Annotated in this window: 14 protein-coding genes; 5 read left to right on the top strand and 9 right to left on the bottom strand. The window is 69.4% G+C overall.

Features of this window, described 5'->3' with window-relative positions; translation table 11 throughout:
- Positions 1–98 precede the first annotated feature (98 nt).
- The 3 genes from EV651_RS15255 (at position 99) to EV651_RS42965 (ending at position 1,897) form a co-directional block, all read left to right on the top strand.
- Positions 99–779: a DUF998 domain-containing protein gene (locus EV651_RS15255; RefSeq protein WP_133785843.1), complete on the top strand. Its 681-nt coding sequence runs from the start codon at positions 99–101 to the stop codon at positions 777–779.
- Positions 770–1,519 (top strand): alpha/beta fold hydrolase, encoded by a 750-nt coding sequence (locus tag EV651_RS15250; protein ID WP_133785842.1) that lies wholly within the window; start codon positions 770–772, stop codon positions 1,517–1,519. The genes EV651_RS15255 and EV651_RS15250 overlap by 10 nt, the downstream gene beginning before the upstream one ends.
- A gap of 249 nt (positions 1,520–1,768) precedes the next feature.
- Positions 1,769–1,897, top strand: coding sequence for a hypothetical protein (locus EV651_RS42965; protein ID WP_255512185.1), 129 nt, complete (start codon positions 1,769–1,771; stop codon positions 1,895–1,897).
- On the opposite strand, the gene EV651_RS15245 is transcribed toward EV651_RS42965, so the two are convergent.
- From EV651_RS15245 to EV651_RS15230, 4 genes are all read right to left on the bottom strand, one after another.
- Complete coding sequence (locus EV651_RS15245) at positions 1,890–3,119, bottom strand: ROK family transcriptional regulator (RefSeq protein WP_238156903.1); 1,230 nt, start codon at positions 3,117–3,119, stop codon at positions 1,890–1,892. The two genes, EV651_RS42965 and EV651_RS15245, sit on opposite strands and share 8 nt — an antisense overlap.
- A gap of 104 nt (positions 3,120–3,223) precedes the next feature.
- Positions 3,224–6,148, bottom strand: a complete 2,925-nt coding sequence (locus EV651_RS15240) for an AAA family ATPase (protein WP_133785840.1) — start codon at positions 6,146–6,148, stop codon at positions 3,224–3,226.
- Positions 6,149–6,275: 127 nt separating this feature from the next.
- Positions 6,276–6,485, bottom strand: coding sequence for a hypothetical protein (locus tag EV651_RS15235; protein ID WP_133785839.1), 210 nt, complete (start codon positions 6,483–6,485; stop codon positions 6,276–6,278).
- Between the two features lie 13 nt (positions 6,486–6,498).
- Positions 6,499–9,468, bottom strand: coding sequence for a type 2 lanthipeptide synthetase LanM family protein (locus tag EV651_RS15230; RefSeq protein WP_133785838.1), 2,970 nt, complete (start codon positions 9,466–9,468; stop codon positions 6,499–6,501).
- 305 nt (positions 9,469–9,773) lie between these two features.
- Here EV651_RS15230 and EV651_RS15225 point away from each other — a divergent pair, with 305 nt between their 5' ends.
- Together EV651_RS15225 and EV651_RS15220 are read left to right on the top strand one after the other, a co-directional pair.
- Positions 9,774–10,802, top strand: coding sequence for an MsnO8 family LLM class oxidoreductase (locus EV651_RS15225; protein WP_238156902.1), 1,029 nt, complete (start codon positions 9,774–9,776; stop codon positions 10,800–10,802).
- Between the two features lie 35 nt (positions 10,803–10,837).
- On the top strand, positions 10,838–12,298 hold the full coding sequence (locus EV651_RS15220; RefSeq protein ID WP_133785836.1) for an NAD-dependent succinate-semialdehyde dehydrogenase: 1,461 nt from the start codon (positions 10,838–10,840) through the stop codon (positions 12,296–12,298).
- Here the strand turns inward: EV651_RS15220 and EV651_RS15215 are convergent.
- The 5 genes from EV651_RS15215 to EV651_RS15195 form a co-directional block, all read right to left on the bottom strand.
- Complete coding sequence (locus EV651_RS15215; RefSeq protein ID WP_238156901.1) at positions 12,285–13,157, bottom strand: polysaccharide deacetylase family protein; 873 nt, start codon at positions 13,155–13,157, stop codon at positions 12,285–12,287. The two genes, EV651_RS15220 and EV651_RS15215, sit on opposite strands and share 14 nt — an antisense overlap.
- Before the next feature lie 9 nt (positions 13,158–13,166).
- Entirely contained in the window at positions 13,167–15,602 is a 2,436-nt protein-coding gene (locus EV651_RS15210; protein WP_133785835.1) for a glycoside hydrolase family 2 protein, read from the bottom strand.
- A 74-nt stretch (positions 15,603–15,676) separates the two neighbouring features.
- A complete protein-coding gene (locus EV651_RS15205) occupies positions 15,677–16,297 on the bottom strand; it encodes an SGNH/GDSL hydrolase family protein (protein ID WP_133785834.1) in 621 nt (206 codons plus the stop codon).
- Complete coding sequence (locus EV651_RS15200; RefSeq protein WP_133785833.1) at positions 16,294–17,391, bottom strand: Gfo/Idh/MocA family protein; 1,098 nt, start codon at positions 17,389–17,391, stop codon at positions 16,294–16,296. The genes EV651_RS15205 and EV651_RS15200 overlap by 4 nt, the downstream gene beginning before the upstream one ends.
- Positions 17,388–18,137: a sugar phosphate isomerase/epimerase gene (locus tag EV651_RS15195; RefSeq protein ID WP_133785832.1), complete on the bottom strand. Its 750-nt coding sequence runs from the start codon at positions 18,135–18,137 to the stop codon at positions 17,388–17,390. Before EV651_RS15195 ends, EV651_RS15200 begins: the two co-directional genes overlap by 4 nt.
- Positions 18,138–18,401 lie beyond the last annotated feature (264 nt).

The following is an 18,401-nucleotide window of genomic DNA, read 5'->3' as shown; positions in this document are numbered from 1 at the left end:
CCCACTAGTTCGCTGCGACTTCGGTCGACCTAGCACTACCCTGACAGTACAGCTGACGCCACAGTCAATACTTAGGTTGACGTGCCACGGTAGTAAGCATGCCCGCTGTTCCGTATCGCCTGATCCGCAACCTGATGCTCGCCGCCGGCATCCTCTACTGCAGCCTGCTGCTCGAGGTGGCCGCCGGCTTCCCGCTGGACGTTCACGCATCGTTCCTCAGCGAACTGGGAGCCCGCGACCAGTCGACGAGTCCGTACGCGCGAGCGATGGACTTCTCCAGCAGCGCATTGGTGCTGATCGCGGTCGTGCTCGCCCGGCAGGCGGGGCGCAGGAACCGGCAGCTGGCCGGGTTGCTGATCAGTACGGCGGTCTTCGCTGCCGGCACGATGTCCGATTCGTTCTCGCCGATGGAGTGCGCGCCGTCCGCGAGCGCGGCCTGCCGGGCCGCGGAGAGCAGTGGGCACGCCGGACTGGCGTACACCTTGCACGAGGCGACATCGACGATCGCCGGTGCCGGAACCATAGCGATGGGTGTCTTCGCGCTCCTCGTACTGCGGCGGTTCGGCTGGGGTGGGTGGTTGGGCAAGGGCGTGGCCGCGCTGGCCGCCGCGGTCGTGATCACACAGGTCTGGCTCGGATCGGTGCTGGCATTCGAGACTCTGGGCGGTGGCGAGGTGGCCGCACCGGGCATCCTGCAGCGGGTCTCGACGATCCTGGTCTGCCTATTTCTGGCGACTTTGTTACCAGGTCTGAGGCACGCTTTATCTCGATGGCCGTGACGTGGATCGTGGTGCCCGGGCTGGCTGAGACTCCGGAGGAGTTCGGCCGGCTTGTCGAGTTGCTCCCGGACGAGGACGTTCGCGTCATCGATCCGTGGCGTACGCCGATCACGTCGGACGTGGACGCGTTGCGGGCGGCGGTCGGCGTACGGCCCGATGCGGAGCTCGGACTGATCGGGCACTCGATCGGTGGACTGGCCGCACTGCGCTGGGCGCTGACGCGGCCGGACGAGGTGACCCGGTTGGTGCTGGTCGACACCAGCCTCACGTCCGAGACGGGGCTGCGTGCGTTCTATCCCGGGAAGCGTGGCGACCGAGTGGTTCGCGCGATCACGCGGTTCCTCGGGCGGGTCGGCGTACCGCAGCTGTTGGGTCCTTCAGTACGACGGTTGATCGTGCGGCTCGGCAGCAGGTCGAACCACGACCTGTTGTCGAAAGCAACGGCCAAGGCCCGGTACGGCGGGGACACGTCGTGGCTGCTGTTCTGGGACGAGCTTGCGAGCAGCTGGGAGCTGGCCGCAGAGGTGGCCAAGCTGGTCGCCGGTCCGGTCGGTGCGATCGCTCCGACGTCTCTCCTGGTCGCGACCGGCGGTACGTCGCGCTTCACCGCCAGGGGCTGGCTGGCCGGCCAGCAACGCCTGGCGGACGCCTTGGGCGGAACAGTCGAGGTCCTGCCCGACTCCGCACACCTGGTCCATCTCGACCGCCCCGACGCCATCGCCGCCGCAGTCCGCCGATAGACCCCTTCCACTCAGCGGCCGGAGTGCTTTACGCTCATTCTACTGAAACAGTCGTGGCAGTTATCTTCTGTAGTGGATGTGCACAATGAGTGATCGCATACCGGCAAGTCTCCGCTGGCAGTGGCGCCTCGACGACGCCTGGGCGCACTGGCGTCGGATCCACCGTCTCTACGTCAGCCGCGCCTACAGCTGGGGCCGGCGATGATCGTCATCACCTGCTCGGCCTGCGATCGGCGCATGCTGCTGCCGATGAGCATGGTGACGGGCCTGGACCGCCGCGTCGATCTGGCGGGACAGGTGCTCTACGAACTCACCTACACCTGCTGGTGTGGTGCGCCCGGTGCGAAGGTCGTGAAGGGACCTGCGGTGGCTAGGTAGTGCTGGTCATCGCCGGGGTCGGCAGCTTGCGTTGCCAGACCTCGTCGAGGGCCATGCGCATGGCCCCGGTGACTACGGCGTCCTCGGCCAAGGCGGAGAGCTCCAGCCTCGGGTGGTTGAGCGTCAGCAAGCGCAGCTGGTCCGAGATGGCGTCCAGCAGTACGGCGCCGGCGCGGGCGACACCGCCGCCGATCACCACCGCAGTCGGGTCCAGCACCAGCACAGACGGCGCCAACGCGCGTGCGAACGTCCGGGCGACCTGCTGTACGACGGCCTGCGCGACCGGGTCACGCTCAGCCGCAGCGGCGAACACGTCCGCGGTGTCCAGCTGCTCTCCACCCAGCTCCGCCAGCCGCGACTGCGGGTTGTCCAGCGCGGCCTGACGACCGAGTGCCGCGATCGCCTCCGAGCCGACCGCACGCTCCAGGGGGCCGCGGCTGTCCTCCGGGTTGATCACGTCGTCCGTGTCGGTGGCGATGAAGCCGATCTCACCGGCCGCCCCGGTGCCACGGTGCAACCGGCCGTCGATGACGATGCCCGCACCGAGCCGCTCACCCCACTGCACCGCCAGCAACGTGCCGGTCCCGCCGCGCGCCGCGGCGATCGCCAGCGCGGCCAGGTTGGCGTCGTTGTCCAGCATGACCGGGCAGTCGAGCAGACCGCGGACGTGCTTGATCAGGTCGATCGCCGACCAGCCCGGCACACTCGGGACCAGCTGGACCCGGCCGGTGTGCTCGTCGACGATGCCCGGGCTCGCGGCGACCACGGCCGCGATGTCCTCGGCAGGCACCTCGGCCTCGGCCAGCGCCTCGTTGATGACCTCACCGATGACGCCGAGCAGCTCCTGCGCGGTCCATCCGGGTCCGGAGCGCCGTACCAGCGACAGCTTGCGGCCGGCCAGGTCCGAGACGCCGACGGTGACCCGGTGCGGGCCGACGTCGAGTCCGAGCACCGGTGCGGCACGGCCACGCAGCGAGACGCGGATGGCCGGGCGACCGAGCGAGCGGTCCGCGGAGTCGGGGCCGTGTTGCTGCAGCCAGCCGGCGTCGAGCAGCTCGTCGACGGCCTGGGCGACCGTCGGCCTGGCGAGGCCGGTGCGCTCGACCAGTTCGGCGACGCGCAACGGTGCGGGCGCGGAGCGGCGTACCGCGTCCAGGACCGCGGCCACGTTGATCCGCCGCAGCATCGTCGTACCGCCGCCGCCGACCGTTCCCTTGCTCATGTCCGACCCCTTGCCTGCCACTCGCACAGTATAGATAGCGAGCGTTCGTAAATACTGTCCATCAATCGACCGAACTGGCGGATATCGGTGCGTGAGTCGACAACCTAGTCCTGAAGCACGGTCCGGGCGAAACTGCTCAGTGCCTCCCGATCCGGTTGTTGGGTCTTGGACATCAGGCTGGCGACATGCTTCTCGACGGTGCGCGGCGAGATGTGCAACCGGGATGCGATCGACTTGTTTCCGATCCGGTCCACCAGCAGCTGGCACACCTCGTACTCACGGGTCGTGATGCCGAGCTGTCTCAGGTACGCCGGAACCTGCTCCGAGCCGATCCGCCGCTGTGAGACTGTCGCACCGAGTTGCCGCATCAGGCTGCGACACGCACTCGCGACTGCTGGAATGTCGGCATTGTGGAAGTAGTCCTCGGCCTGCCGCAGCCAGGCGACCGGTTCACCCCACCCGTCCGCGTGAGCGGGTTCAGCGACGAGCCGTAGCCCGAGGTTGCGCGCCAGCGGGTACAGCGACGCGGTATCCATCGCCTCCACCACCTTGGCGTTGGCCGCTTCCACCTGACCGTCCCGTCCGAGCAGTACGGCGTGCGCCAGCTGGACGAACTGGTGGTTCCAGCGCATGCCGCTCGCGGCCGTCGCGGTGACCGCCTCGAAATGCGCCCACCCGTTCCGTCCGGACAGTACGCCGAGCAGCAGCCCCAGACCGTTCTTACCGGTCAGGTGCAGCGTGGTCGGGTTCTGAGCGTCGTACGCGAGCGCCTGCGCGAGCTCGGAGTCGGCCAGCTCGCGGTTCTCCTCCAGGAGCGCGCAGAACGTCCTGGCCAGCCCGTAGGAGTACGGCAGCTCGTACGACGCCCGCTCGCCGCCCCAGTTGGCGACCTCGGTCAGGGTCGCCTCCATCGCGGCCCGGCGGCCCTGGTGCGCCTCCAGGATCGCCTTGATCACCAGGAAGTACGTCGCGGCCCGGCCCATCCGCAGCCGCCGGGTGACCTCGAGACACTCGGCGATGATCTCGGCGGCCCGCTCGTACTCGGACCGCAGGATCGCCTGCTGGCCGAGGATGCCGTCCACCTCGTACATCAACGGGATGGCGCCGATCCGCAGCGCCTGCTGCCGGGCCCGCTCGAGCTCGACGATGCTGCCGTTCGCGAGCACGATCGTGCCTGCCTGGAAGAAGTGCGAGCCGACCCGCTGGTAGGTCATCCCGTGGTCCTCGGCCAGCTGCCGGGCCCGGTGGAAGTAGTCGATCGACAGGTCGAGGTCGTGCTCGCGGGCCAGGATCCCCAGCAGTTGCAGGGCTTCGCAGGCCACCTCGGGCAGGTCCGCGCGTTCGGCCGCGGCGGCCGCGCGGGTGGCCAGCTCGGTCGCGGCCTTGAGCCGGCCGGGACTCGTGCGGGCCAGCTCGAGGTTCGCCGCGATCGCGTCGACCGGGGCGAGGTCGGCGTCGCTGGCATCGGTGCCGAGCAGGGACCGGGCGGTCGCGACATGGGCCAGCGCGGCCGACCAGCGGCCGGCCATCATCTCGGCGTTCGCGAGCTGGACGTGCAGCGCTGCCACCTTGCGGCTGTCGAGGTTGCGGTCGGCCAGCTCGTCGACGGTTGCGGCATGCGCGGCGATGTGCTCGAAGCGGCCGGTCGCGCTCAGTGCGAGCAACAGCGAACCGAGCACGTCGGCCCGGTGCCCGATGTCGGGATCGGCGCTGAGCAGGGTGTTCGCGCGCTCGAGCAGGTTGGCGGCCGACCCGGTCGAGCCGTCGTCGAACGACCGGCGCCCGGCCAGTGCGAACAGCCGCCCGGCGCGAATGCTGTCGCCACCGGTTTCGGCGAGCTCGGCGACCATCGGGCACCACTCGCCCGGCAGACCGGGGTGCAGCTCCTCGACGGCGTCCGCGCAGCGACTGGCCAAGGCCGATCGCTCGGTCGGCGTCAGGCCGGCCAGCAGCGATTCGGCGGTCAGCGGATGCCGGAACGCGTACCAGTCCGGGGCCGGCTCGTCCGGACCGACCAGCTGCGCGGCGAGGCCGGCCCGCAGCGTTGCCAGCAGCAAACGTTCGTCCGTTCCCGTCGCCTCGCGGACGACGCTCAGCGGGAACCGGTGCCCGATCACCGCCGCCAGCACGAGGATGTCCCGTGACTGCGACCCGAGCTGCGCCGTACGGCTGCTGATGCTGCGCACCACCGCGGGCGGGACGCTCGTCTGCAGGTTGTCGACCACCTGCACGCTGCCGTCCGGCCCGGACACCAGCTGCCCGCTGCGGTTCGCCTCCTGCAGCAGTTCCTCAACGATGAAAGGGATTCCGGCGCTGTCGCTCCACAACTGCTCCGCCAGTTGTTCGGGCACGCCGCTGACCGCAACCTCCAGACAGCCCGCGGCGAGCTCCGCCACTTCGGCGCGGTCCAGTGGGTGGAGTTCGATCAACTCGGCGGCACCGCGCTGTGCCGACAACTGTGCCAGTTCGTACGCCGCGCAGGTCTCGGACCGCATCGTCGCGACCAGCGCGATCGGTTGCTCGTCCAGGTTGTCGAGCAGATACTCGATCACGGCGAGCGTCTCCGGGTCCGAGCCGTGAAGGTCCTCGAGCACCAGCAGACAGCCTCGCTCCCGGCCCACCAGGGTGAGTAGTCGCAGCACTGCCTCTCCGAGCACGACCGGTGACGCAGCGGTGTCGTGCGCGGTGCCGTCGTCCCAGTCCGGCACCAGCCGGCCAAGAACCTGGCGGTACGGGCCGAGGCTCTCCGTCGTGGGCATTTCGCCGCGCCGGATCAACGACAGCAGAGCCTCGGTGAACGGGCGGAACGCAACCATCGTGCCGATCGCGCCGACGCGTCCGCGCAGCATCGTCATACCGGCGTCGAGGGCCTGCGTGGTGGCGGTCGCGGCCAGGCGGCTCTTTCCGATGCCGGGCTCGCCGACCAGGAAGACCGCACCGCCGTGACCGTCGCGGGCTCCGGCCAGCAGGCGGTGAAGGGTATCGATCTCCCGGTCTCTGCCGACCACCGTAGGCGAACGGGTCTGCATGATTGCCAACTGTAACGACTGATGGTTGTCACCGCAGGCAGTTCGACCGGTGGCCGGCCACTCCCGGACGGGGGCGGCCGGCCACTGCGTCGAACGCTCGCTGGTGACGTCCAGCAGGTCGCCCGGCCTAGGTCGTCCCGAACGGGAGGCCGTCGGGGACCACGACGGCCGCCGCCGCCGCGCTCAGGCCGACGATTCCGACCAGGGCCATCGCCCGGGCGCCGACCTTGTGCCGCATCGGCAACTGGATCGGGCCGAGCGGGTCGGTGCGGTCCGGCGCCGCGGACGGCTCGTCGGCCGGATGGTGGTGCTGGACATCGTGGTGCTGGGCGGTCATGCTGTTCCCCTTGTCACACTGTGGGCTCTGGTGCTGTGCCGCACCGCGGCCCGGCGGTTGGTTCGAGCAGCAGCACGGACGGAACCCTTTCGGGGAACGCAAGTCGGAGCAGTCCGTAGCCGACTCCTGCCAGACCGGTCAGCAGGCCTGGAGACGGTATGGCACGGGGTGTCCCGCATTGCGGTCCGTACTGCTGTACTGCCGCGAGCACCAACCCGGCACGACGTCGCCGTGCCGCCTCTGCAGTTGGGTACTCACGTGCGGCGAGCCACACGAGTGACTCCACCGCGCCGAGCTCGCCGTGGCACAGACTCAGGTCGGCGAGCACCGGTCGTTGGGTTGCGGCCCTCAGATAGGCGTCGAGGTCCGCGGGTACTCCGGTCGCGGCCCGCGCCAGAGCGGTTCCCGCGTCACCGGAGCACCAGCCAGGTCCACCCGGACCGCCGCGGCGATCCAGGTCGGCCGCTGTGCGAGCTGCGTCCAGGTACCGGTCGCCGGGTTCGCCGTACTGGCCGAGCGACCACGCGATTCCCTGGAAGCCGCGAGCGAAGCCGTGGTCCGCTGCTACTCGGCCACGGAGTCCGTCCTCGACGGTTGTCACCAGGTGATTCGCGTAGCGCTCGGCCAGTCGGCCGGCGGCCGGAAAGCCTTGCACTGCTTGCATCGCGGCCAGCCCACCCGCCGCGCCTTCGGCGTACGACGGGAACTCGGTGGGGTCGGTTTCGAGCCGTTCACTGAGCTCCAGCGACGCGGCCAGCCAGTTGGCGAGGTCGGGGTCGCCCAGGAGCTCGGACAGTCGGCTGAGCCCGTAGCTGATGCCCCCGAGGCCGTGGAAGCCCGGGCCGACGAGAGCTGCGGACTCCGGGTCGCAGGCCAGGGCCTCGAGCAGTTGGGGGAGCGGACGGATCGCGTCCCGGGCCAACTCGCAGTACTTGTCCGCTCCGGTCAGTACGCCGACCTGTGCGAGGAAGAGCGCCGTACCCGTGTAGCCGTTGGGCAGGCCGGCGCCCATCTGACGGACGGCCCAGTGATGGTCGTCGATCAGTTCGAGGCCGAGCCAGTTGGCCGCACCGCCCGGGTCGCTGATCACCTGCGCCATGACCTCGTCGGCGATGTCCACGGCCGCGGCCAGTAGCTGGTCGGGGTCCGGTACGGTCGCACCCACGTGTGCCCGGATGCCCGTGGCCGCGTGCGTGATCGGCTCCGGGCGGGTGGCGAGCGACGCGGAGATCAGCCACGTCTGGCGGTGCTCGTCGATGTCGCCGAGGCTCGCGACCTTCGCCTGGACCGCGGCCAGGCCCTCGCCGGCGAGGACATCGGCAACCCGCGTGCCGTCGGAGGCCCACACGTCCCGGCTGTCCGGGCGAGCCGTGAACAGCGGTACGTCGCCCGCCCACAGGTCGGCCAGCTCGAAGGGGACGATCGCCTGCAGCGACTCGTCCGCGTCCCACAGCAGATCGAGCAGCTGACTGCGGCCGGCCGCGTCCCGCAGCGCGTCCGGATGCGTCGACTCGTCCAGCAGGCTTGTGTACAGGCTGGTACTGCGGGGCACGAAGCGCATCTGGTCAGCAGCACAGGTTGCCAGCAAGCCGTCCGGCCCCAGGAACTCGTCACGGTGCCAGGCGATCGCCTCATATGCGGCCTGGAACCCGGTGATCAGGGCGGTTTCGTGATCCCGCGGGTCCATCAGCTGTCCGTCGAGCATCGGACGGTTGGCGGCGCTCCGTCGCTGCCCAGGTCGCCGTACCAGGTGCATCGAGTCCAGACCGGCGTCGGCCCAGTCGACCACACTGGCCGGTGTCACGGAGCCCGCGTGCCCGCCGAGCCCGGACAGGTCCGAGACACCGTGCTCACCCGGCACGAGCAGCGGCAGCAGCGCCGTGCGGAACACCGATCCGACGAGCGAACGGTGCGCCGGATCGAGGGTCAACGCGGACACCGGCTCCGGGCTGGGGTGGAACAGCGTTTCGATGTCCACCAGCACCGGCTGGTCGCCCGCGGCGATCAGGTTCTCGAAGTGCATGTCCGTGCCGTCGAGCACGTACAGCAACGCGAGCAAGGCTCCCTGCCGCTGGTAGAACCGCCGTACGCCGGCCGGATCGGTACACGGCTCGTGGACGACGTACTCCTGCCAGCCGTAGCCGTCGCGCGGAAGGAGCCGGACCGTGCGGATGCCTAGCGTGGTGTGCGTGTTCAGCCAGTCCACGAACGTGTTGAAGTGCCCGTGCAGCTCGAGCGATCGCGGCTTGTAGACCACCCGCTGACCGTCCGCGAAGGTGAGGATCGCGGTGCAGCGTCCGCCGCGGTGCGGGTCGCCACTGGGCTCGATCGCTGTCACGGCACCGGGGTCCCGGCCGCCCAGCAGCCCGGTGACCAGTGATTCGCGGTCCTCAGCGAGTCGTGCCACCAGCTCGAGGTGTCCCTCGACGCCCTGTCGGCACGACTCGCTCAGGACCCGGGCCAGCACCGGGTAGGCAGCCAGGAACTCCGCCAGCTCGCTCCCTCCGACGAGCCGGCGGGTGAAGTCCAGGAAGCGTTCGGCCGGGGTGTCACCGGCCAGCTCGCCGCGGTCCCGGGCCCGGGCGAGCTCCAGGACCAGCGTCCGCGCGGCCAGCTTCACCAGCCGGAGACCGAGCCGGTGCAGGAACTCCTCGGCGACGGCTCCGGTGTGGCCGGCCGCGGCCAGGTCCTGGCGGGCCGAGTCCAGCAGGGGTGCCAGACAATGCATGAGCGCCTGCCGCCAGTCCGTGCCGGACCCATCCGCTGTCGCGGCCGCCCCACCTGAAGTGTGGCCGCCGGGAACACCGGTCCCTGCAGGGTCTCGACCGGCGGCAGGCGCGCTCGGTGGGAGAGAGGTACTGCGTTCCACGTACGCCGCCCAGGCCGGTGCGGACCGGGTGCGCGCGTGGGTCAACTCGTGCGGCCGCAGGCCCGCGGACCACCAGGTCTCTGGCTGGCCGGTGCGGATCGCGGAGTTGAGCACGCGCTCAGGCTGCCACCGCCCCCTGGGCCCGGGCATGGGTAGTCGGCCCCCATATTTTCGCTGTAATCAGCACCTCGACGGCCTGTGGTGGCAGCAGGCGGGTAGACCGGAACGATGCCTGCGCGGTACCTGCCGGAACAAGAGCCCCGAACACCCAAATTCACCCCGCGGAAACCCGCCGTGCGGATGGGGGCAGGCGGTGCGGAAGTTGGGGGCCGAACCCCCATGTGGATCGGTCCCGGCGCTGGGACCGTGGGCTCGTGCTCACTCCACCCGTTCCCGGTTTGACTGTCTCGGCTCACTCTGTGCTGGACGTCGTACCGCAGCTGCCCGGTCAGTCGGCTGCGGCCGCGCTCCGGGAGACGGCGGAGGTGGCACTGGCCGCTGATGACCTCGGGTACCGCCGGTTCTGGATAGGGGAGCAGCATGGTGTCCGAGGCGTCGGCGGTGCAGCGCCGGCGGTGCTGGCAGCCGTCCTGGCCGCACGAACTGACCGCATCCGGTTGGGAGCCGGCGGGCTCCTTCTGACCAACCACCAGCCGCTGGTGGTCGCTGAGCAGTTCGCCGCGCTCGCTGCGGCGTACCCGGGTCGGATCGACCTCGGTGTGGCCGAGCAAAGCAGCGTTGCGTCCAGTACTGCGGCTGCACTCGCCGGCGGTGCGCGCGACACGTTTCCGCAGCGGCTGGACGAGCTGTGCGGCTTCCTGCGCGACGGAACGCCGGGACGGGCGCCGATCGGCGACGTACGGCTGTCGCTGGCCGGGCAGCCGCCACCTGTGTTCGTGCTGGCCGATCGCCCGGCTGCTGCGATGACGGCCGCCGCACGTGGGCTGCCCGTCTTTCTCACGCACCACTGCGCGGCGGAAACGACCCCTGCTGCGATGGCGGCGTACCGCGAGCACTTCGAGCCGACCGGGCCCCAGACGCGGCCGTACATCGCAGCCACGGTCGGAGTGGTGGCAGCGGATTCGGACGAGGAGGCGCTGGTCCGGTTCGCCGAGTACGTCCGGGTGCAGACACGCCTGGCCGCTGCGGGACCGCGCGTGACGCCTGGGGAGCTGATGGCGTTGCTGGAGCCCCCGCTGACCGGACGCGAGCGCGGCCGGGCCGAACGGCTGCTCGACTATCCCGGACACATCGTCGGCTCCCGTACGACGGTGGCGGCCGCGCTGGGCCGACTGGTCGCCGAGACCACCGCCGACGAGATCATGATCGTCCCACTGGCTTTCGACGGGCTGATCCGGTCGTCCATCCTGCGCAACGTCGCGGCCGCGCTGACCCGGATCGTCCGCACAGTCCCGAGGTCCGCACCCCCGCTCATAGCCACGGCCTAACCTGGGTACTGCCGACTAGTCGAGAGGCAGAACTCATGTCACGAGAGCGCGAAGTCGTCGAGGCGTGTCCGACCGAGTTGTTCATCGGCGGCAAGTGGGTTGCGGCCGGCGGCGGCAAGACCCTCGCCGTCGAGGATCCGGCCACCGGGACGACGCTCTGCGAGGTGGCCGATGCCGGCCCGGCGGACGGCCTGGCCGCGCTGGACGCCGCGGTCGCCGCACAGGCCGAGTGGGCCGCTACCGCACCGCGGGAACGTGGCGAGATCCTCCGCCGTACCTATGAGTTGATGACCGAGCGGGCCGACGACCTCGCGCTGCTGATGACGCTCGAGATGGGCAAGCCGGTTGCCGAGTCGAAGGGCGAGATCGCCTACGCGGCCGAGTTCTTCCGCTGGTTCGCCGAGGAAGCGGTCCGGATCGAGGGCGGCTACCAGATCGCGCCGAACGGTGCGAGCCGCTTCCTGGTGATGCGCCAGCCGGTCGGCCCCTGCCTGCTGATCACACCGTGGAACTTCCCCGCGGCGATGGGCGCCCGCAAGATCGGCCCGGCAGTCGCGGCCGGCTGCACGATGGTGATCAAGCCGGCCTCGCAGACGCCGCTGTCGATGCTCAAGCTGGCCGAGCTGATGACCGAGGCCGGACTTCCGGCCGGGGTGCTCAACGTGGTCACCACGAGCGACTCGGGCGGCGTGATGGAGCCGCTGATCCGTGACGGCCGCGCCCGCAAACTCTCCTTCACCGGCTCGACCCCGGTCGGCCGCAAGCTGCTCGAGCAGGCGTCGGAGCAGGTACTGCGGACCAGCATGGAGCTCGGCGGGAACGCGCCGCTGCTGGTGTTCGAGGACGCTGACCTGGACAAGGCCGTCGAAGGCACGATGCTGGCCAAGATGCGCAACGGCGGCGAGGCCTGTACGGCGGCCAACCGGATCTACGTGCAGTCGTCGGTGATGGCCGAGTTCGCGACCCGGCTGACCGAGCGGATGGCCGGGCTGAAGGTCGGCCGCGGCACCGAGGACGGCGTCGACGTCGGCCCGCTGATCGACGCGAAGCAGCGGGACAAGGTCGCCGACCTGGTCGCTGACGCGATGGCGCAGGGCGCCCGCGCGCTGACCGGCGGGGCGGTTGCTGAGGGCAATGGGTACTTCTTCCAGCCGACCGTGCTGGCCGACGTACCGCAGAGTGCCCGGCTGCAGAAGGAGGAGATCTTCGGACCGGTCGCGCCGCTGACGGCGTTCGACACCGAGGACGAGGCCGTGCGGATGGCCAACGACACCGAGTTCGGCCTCGTGTCCTACCTGTTCACCAAGGATCTGAGCCGCGCGCTCCGGGTGTCCGAACGGCTGGAGGCCGGGATGATCGGCCTCAACCAGGGCATCGTCTCCAACCCCGCCGCACCGTTCGGCGGCGTGAAACAGTCCGGCCTCGGCCGCGAGGGCGGCACTGTCGGCATCGAGGAGTACCTGGAAGTCAAGTACGTCGCGGTCAACGTCGACTGAGCAACCGGGTCACGGTGACCAGTTCGTAGCCGCGGGCGCGTAGCTCTCGCACGATCGGGCCGATTGCCTGTGCTGTGTACGGCGCGTTGTCGCCGCCGTGCATGTGGAGTACGACGATCGACCCGTTCTGCACGTGGTCGAGGACCTGCTTGACGATCGGCTGTGCCGACTTGGCGAACCCGTCCGCGCCCGGCACGTCCAGCCCGACTGCGGTGACACCGGCCGGTGCCAGCTCGTGCAGTGCGGTGGCGTCGTAGCACCCGCCGGGGAAGCGGAACCACCTGGTGGCGTGCGGATCCAGCTGGTCCAGCTGCACGATGGCCCGCCGTACGTCGGCGAGCATCTCGCCGCGCGGCACTGTCCCGAGGGTGTAACAGTGCTTGGTGAAACCGCGGTGGTCGTAGGTGTGCGTCCCCAGCTCGAACAGCGGGTCGTTGGCGAGCTCCCGGACGACCTGCGGGTACTGCTCCATCCACATGCCCGTCAGGAACATGGTCGCCGGCACGCGCATCGTTTGGAGCTCGTCGACCAGAGCCTTGTTGTAGTAGGACTGCACCTTCCCGCTCAGCAGCCGGCGACGCATGAGCTCAGTCAGGTCAGCGTCGAACGTCAACGCGACCTGCTTCTTGTCCCGCGGCCCGTGGTCGACCACCGGCATCACCTTGGCGTTGCTGGACGCACCCGGCCTGGCCTGCACCGTCGCAAGGGTCGGCCGGACCGTACGCCACGGCGGGATCGGCGTGGCCGGAGCGCGTGTCTGAGGCGTCTCAGTCACCACTCCGGCCGTCGGCTTCGTGTCACTGCACCCAACAACGGTCAGCAGTAACAGACCGACCGCAACCCGCTTCCCCCAGCTCACCCACTCACTCTAGGCCAGCAGGTCGTTGACCGACCGCAGGACGGGTACGGCGACCTGCTCCGGAGCGGATGCTCCGATGACGTGGAACGTGTGGCTCTCGCCTGCTGACAGGGTGATGAGGCACGAGTCCACCCGTGCTGCCGCGTCCAACCGGTCCGGGAACAGCGCCAGGTCCTTCGCCAGCGCGGTCGCGATGACGGTCACGTCGTACCCGCCCTCGGTCGGCGTGACCTTGGAGGTGTAGGCGTCGCCCGCGAGCTGCAGCTCGGTGTCTTCGACGAAGTACCAGTACGCCGTGACGCCGTCGGCGCCACGCACCTCCAGGTACTCGGCGCGTGGGTTCGACGCAACCGCAACCGAGTCCGGAAGCTCGCTGACGATCGCCGAGCGCGCCGCGATCTCGATCGCGAACGTCTCCCGGGCCAGCACCTCATCGCCTGTCGTCGAACGCCGCGTGACGGTCACCTCGGTCGACCAGGTCGCATCGGTGTCGTTGTGTGCGGCAACGACCAGTTCGCCGTCCCGCGGTTGCACGGTCAGCAGGCGGTCGGCGTACACGCGCTTCAACGCGTACCACAACGGTTTCCGGATCCCGTGCCCGTCGACGGCGGCCCACGAGACCACGGGCCAGTTGTCGTTCAGCTGCCAGACGACCGCGCCGGTGTTCAACGGGAACAGGCTGCGGAAGTGCTCGATGCCGTAGGCGATCGCCCGGGCCTGGTTCAGCTGCGTCGTCCAGTGCCAGTCGTCGATGTTCTTCCAGATCGGCAGGTGCTCGCCGAGCCCTCGCTCCAGCTTGAGGTTGCCCTCGAACGCCTTCTGGTGCACCAGCATCTGCTCGCCGTACGGGTCCAGCGGCGAGTCGTGCACGACCGAGGTCAGCGTCGACCACGCCGGCGGCCCCTGGAACCCGAACTCCGACACGAACCGCGGCTTGTACTTGCGGTACGTCGTGTAGTCCACCTGGTTCCAGACGTCCCAGATGTGCATCGTCCCGTGCCGGTCGTCGTTCGGGTGGATGAACTGGTCGAACGAGTACGGGCTACCCGCCGAGTACGGCGTCCGCGGGTCGAGCTCCGCGACGATCTTCGGCAGCAGGTCGAGGTAGTACCCGGCGCCCCACGGCCGCCCGGCGAGCGGGACCCGCCAGCCCCACTCGACGTACCCCCAGATGTTCTCGTTGTTGCCGTTCCACACCGCGAGGCTGGCGTGCCGGCTCAGCCGGGTGACGGCCTCGCGGGCCTCGGCCTCGACCTCGCTCCAGAGCGGCTCCTCCTCGGAGTACGCCGCACACGCGAACAGGAAGTCCTGCCAGACCAGGATTCCCAGCTCGTCGCAGACGTCGTAGAAGTCCTCGCTCTCGTAGATCCCGCCGCCCCAGACCCGCAGCAGGTTCATGCCGGCGTCGACCGCGTCCTCGATGCTCGTCCGGTACGTGGCGGCGTTGAGGCGGGTGACGAACGCGTCGTCGGGGATCCAGTTCGCTCCGCGGACGTAGATCGGCTTGCCGTTCACGGACAGCACGAACGGCGTACCGTCGTTGTCTGGGGCAACGTTCAGGCTGATTTCCCGGAAACCGACGCGGCCTGTCCACGTGTCGTCGGCCAGCGTCACCGTCACGTCGTACAACGGTTGTTCGCCGTACCCGCGCGGCCACCAGAGATCCACCGCGGGGACCCGGTTGGTGACGACGGCGGTGTCGGTGCCGGGCTTGACGCTCGTGGACTGCGTCGTACCGCCGACCTCCACGGTGACGGTGGCGTACTCGGCGGCGGTGTCGGTCCAGACCAGCGAGACAAACGTGTTCAGAACACCGTCGGCGCCCGCCAGCGGGCGGACCGAGTCGATGCGTACGCCGGACCAGGACTCGATCCGGATCGGTCGCCAGATGCCCGCGGTCGCGACGTCCGGTCCCCAGTCCCAGCCGAAGTTCGAGGCCATCTTCCGCAACTCGTTGTACGGGTGCAGGTTGGTGTGCGGCCAGCTGCCGACCTTCGCCCGCTCCGCCTCGGCCGCCGCCACCGGACCCTCGAACTCGATCACCAGCTCGTTGTCGCCGGCAACCAGTACGCCGGTGACGTCGAACCGGTACGAGCGGTGCTGGTTCGCCGTCCGCCCGATCTCCTGGCCGTTCAGCGTGACTGTCGCGACCGTGTCCAGGCCCTCGGCCACCAGCTCCTGCCGCTCGTTGCCGTCGGCAACCCAGCTGAAGGTGGTCCGGAAACTCCAGCGGGTGCGGCCGATCCAGTGCAGCGCGGACTCGTTGTCACCGTCGAACGGGTCCGGGATCTCGCCGGCAGCGAGCAGGTCGGTGTGCACCTCGCCCGGCACGGTCGCGGCCACGGCACGGCCGATCAGGCCGTCAGGGGCCGGACCTTCGACCGCTTGCACGGTCCAGGCAGCACCGCCGTCGGTGGTCAGGTCGAAGGTCTTGAGTGATGTCACAGTCGGACTCCAGGGATGAACCGGTTTAGTAGAACAGCACCGCTCCCTCGCGAGATCCCGGGGAGCGGTGAACGTCAGGCGTCCAGGACGTACCGTCGCCACAGATCGGCGAGGGCACGATGTCCGGCGGCGGACGGGTGTACGCCGTCGCCGGCGAGCGCCGCCGGCCCGACGGATACTGCTTGCTTGGTCAGCTCGACGTCGGTCGGCACCAGGATCGCGCCGTACTCGACGGCCAGTTTCCGGACCACGTCGAGCTTCGGGTCCAGGTCCTCGCGCCATTCCTCCTGCCCGTCCTTCACCGGCAGCAGGAACGGCTCCATCAGCACCACGGGACACGACAGCGGGTCGAGCAGTGACCGGTACGACGCCTCGAAGTCCTCAGGTGTCGTCGGGTCGTCCTCGTCGTACCGCCGCCAGGTGTCGTTGATCCCGATCAGGATCGACACCAGCGACGGGTCGTGCGCCAGTACGTCGTCGGCCCACCGGGCGGCCAGATCGACCGCCCGGTTGCCGCTGATGCCGGCGTTGACGATCGCCGGCCGACGATCGCGGAGTTCGCCGGACAGGTCGTCGTACAGATTGCGGACATAGCCGTCGCCGAGCCCGTCGGGGTCGGTACGGCGGCCGCAGTCGGTCACCGAGTCCCCGGCGAACACGACGGTCCGCCGGGGATCGAGAAGGATGTTCGTCATAGCGTTGCTGCGGTGACGTCCCAGTCGTCGGGCAGGATCGGAGCGACCTCGACGGTGCTGTTCACGTCCACGAACGCAGCCGTGTCGATCGAGTCGGTGATGGAGGCCATCACGTCGACGATGTGGAACGCCAGCGCCCCGGTCGCCCGGTGCGGCCGGTCGGCCCGGATGGCGCGCGCCATCTCGAGGACCCCGGTACCGCGCTGCGCGACCGCCTTGGTCTCGGCGATCGTCTCCCAGTCGTCGGCGCCGCGCCGGCGGATCTTGATCTCCCCGTCGAACCCGTTCGGGTCCGGCACGGCCAGCGTCGCCTCGGTCCCGGTGATCTCGACGAACCCGGCCCGCGGCAGCGGTGAGTCGAAGCTGAAGATGCTCTGCGACGACTGACCCGACTCGAACCTCGCGATCGCGCTGACATGCGTCGGCACGGTCACGTCGAAGTCGGTCCCCGCCAGCGGACCGGAGCCGATCGTGCGCTTGTCCCGCGACTTCGAGCCCAGCCCCGCGACCGCAGCCACCGGACCGAACAGCTGCACCAGCGTGGTCAGGTAGTACGGGCCGATGTCCCACAACGGACCCGCGCCTTCCTGGAACAAGAACGCCGGGTTCGGATGCCAGGACTCCGGGCCGGGAGACTGCATCAAGGTGAGCGCGGTCAACGGCGTACCGATGTCACCACGCTCGATGATCCGCCGCGACTCCTGCAGACCCGGACCCAAGATCGTGTCCGGAGCACAGCCCAGCCGCACGCCCGCGTCCTGTGCCGCCGCCAGCAGTTTCAGGCCGCTGTCCTGGTCGAGCGAGAACGGCTTCTCACTCCACACATGCTTACCGGCCGCCACCGCGGCGAGCGCCACCTCGACGTGCGCGACCGGGATGGTCAAGTTGACCACGATCTCGACATCCGGGTTGCTCAGCACCGCCTCGGGACCCCCGTGGGTCTCGATACCGTACTGCTCGGCCTTGTCCTTGGCAGCCTCCGGCCGCAGATCACCGATCGCGACAACCTTCAAGTCCGGGAAGCTCTGCATGCTCTTGATGTAGGCGTCCGAGATCACTCCAGCGCCGACAACACCAACACCGACTGCACTCATTCAGGCGCACCCTCTCCGGTCAGGAAGGCGTAGCTGCCCTCAACCGCGTCGAGGATCTCGCCGGAGAAGTCGTCCAGCTCGACCACCCGGAGCGCCTGCGGAGCGGCGGCCAGGATGTCCCGGACCGCGATGACTCCGTCGCCGACCGCGACCTGCGCCTTGTTGTCCAGGGTGCCGTCGCCGTCCTTGACGTGGATCGCGGTGACCCGGTCGCCGAACTTCTTCAGCAGCGCCGGTACGTCGGCGCCGCCGACCGCGGCCCAGTACGTGTCCACCTCGAGGATCACGTCGTCGGACAGGTTGTCCACCAGGATCTCCAGCCCGTGCGCGCCACCGATCTTCGACTCGAGCTCGAACTGGTGGTTGTGGTAGCCGACCGTGATGCCGTGGTCGGCAGCCTCGACGGCAGCCTTGTTCAGCCCGTCCGCGATGACCTTGATCTCGTCGGCCGACTGCCAGCGCGCCGGGTCGGTGTGCGGGTCGATCACCGTGGTGATGCCGAGCCGCTTCGCGGCCGCGTAGATCGGGGCGCTGTCCTCGCGGAGCAGGCCGGCGTGCGTGGTGGGAGCCGAGAGTCCGTGCTTGGGCAGCGCCTCGGCCAGACGATCCGCGTAGGCGGTCACACCGAAGGGCTCGACCTTGGTGTAGCCGATCTCCGCGATCCGGGCCAGGGTGCCGTCGAAGTCCTCTTCGAGCTTGCCCCGGACCGTGTAGAGCTGGAGGGACAGGTGGTCCTTTGCGACCATGGTTTCTCCTTGTCGGCGGCGCTTCTACCCGCTGCCCTGGGGTCGACGCCGATTGATAAGCCGAACCGGTTAAGTAACGAAGGAAACCGTATCCCACCCCGACCCGTCCACACCACCCTCCGCCCAACGACTGGGCGGTCACCTTGATGTTCCCCCAACCCGTCTCCCCCGCGAATGAGGTACGGAGAGGGTTTGATCAAACAGTCACTTTGTGTGCCTAGGTGATGACAGAGGGTTGAAACGGGATCACACTGAAGAGTGCTG

Origin of the sequence: Kribbella sp. VKM Ac-2571, from assembly GCF_004362255.1 — a bacterium.
In the GTDB taxonomy this organism is placed as follows: domain Bacteria; phylum Actinomycetota; class Actinomycetes; order Propionibacteriales; family Kribbellaceae; genus Kribbella; species Kribbella pratensis.
The sequence above is the reverse complement of the archived record's forward strand: the minus strand, read 5'-3'. Positions and strand labels throughout refer to the sequence as shown.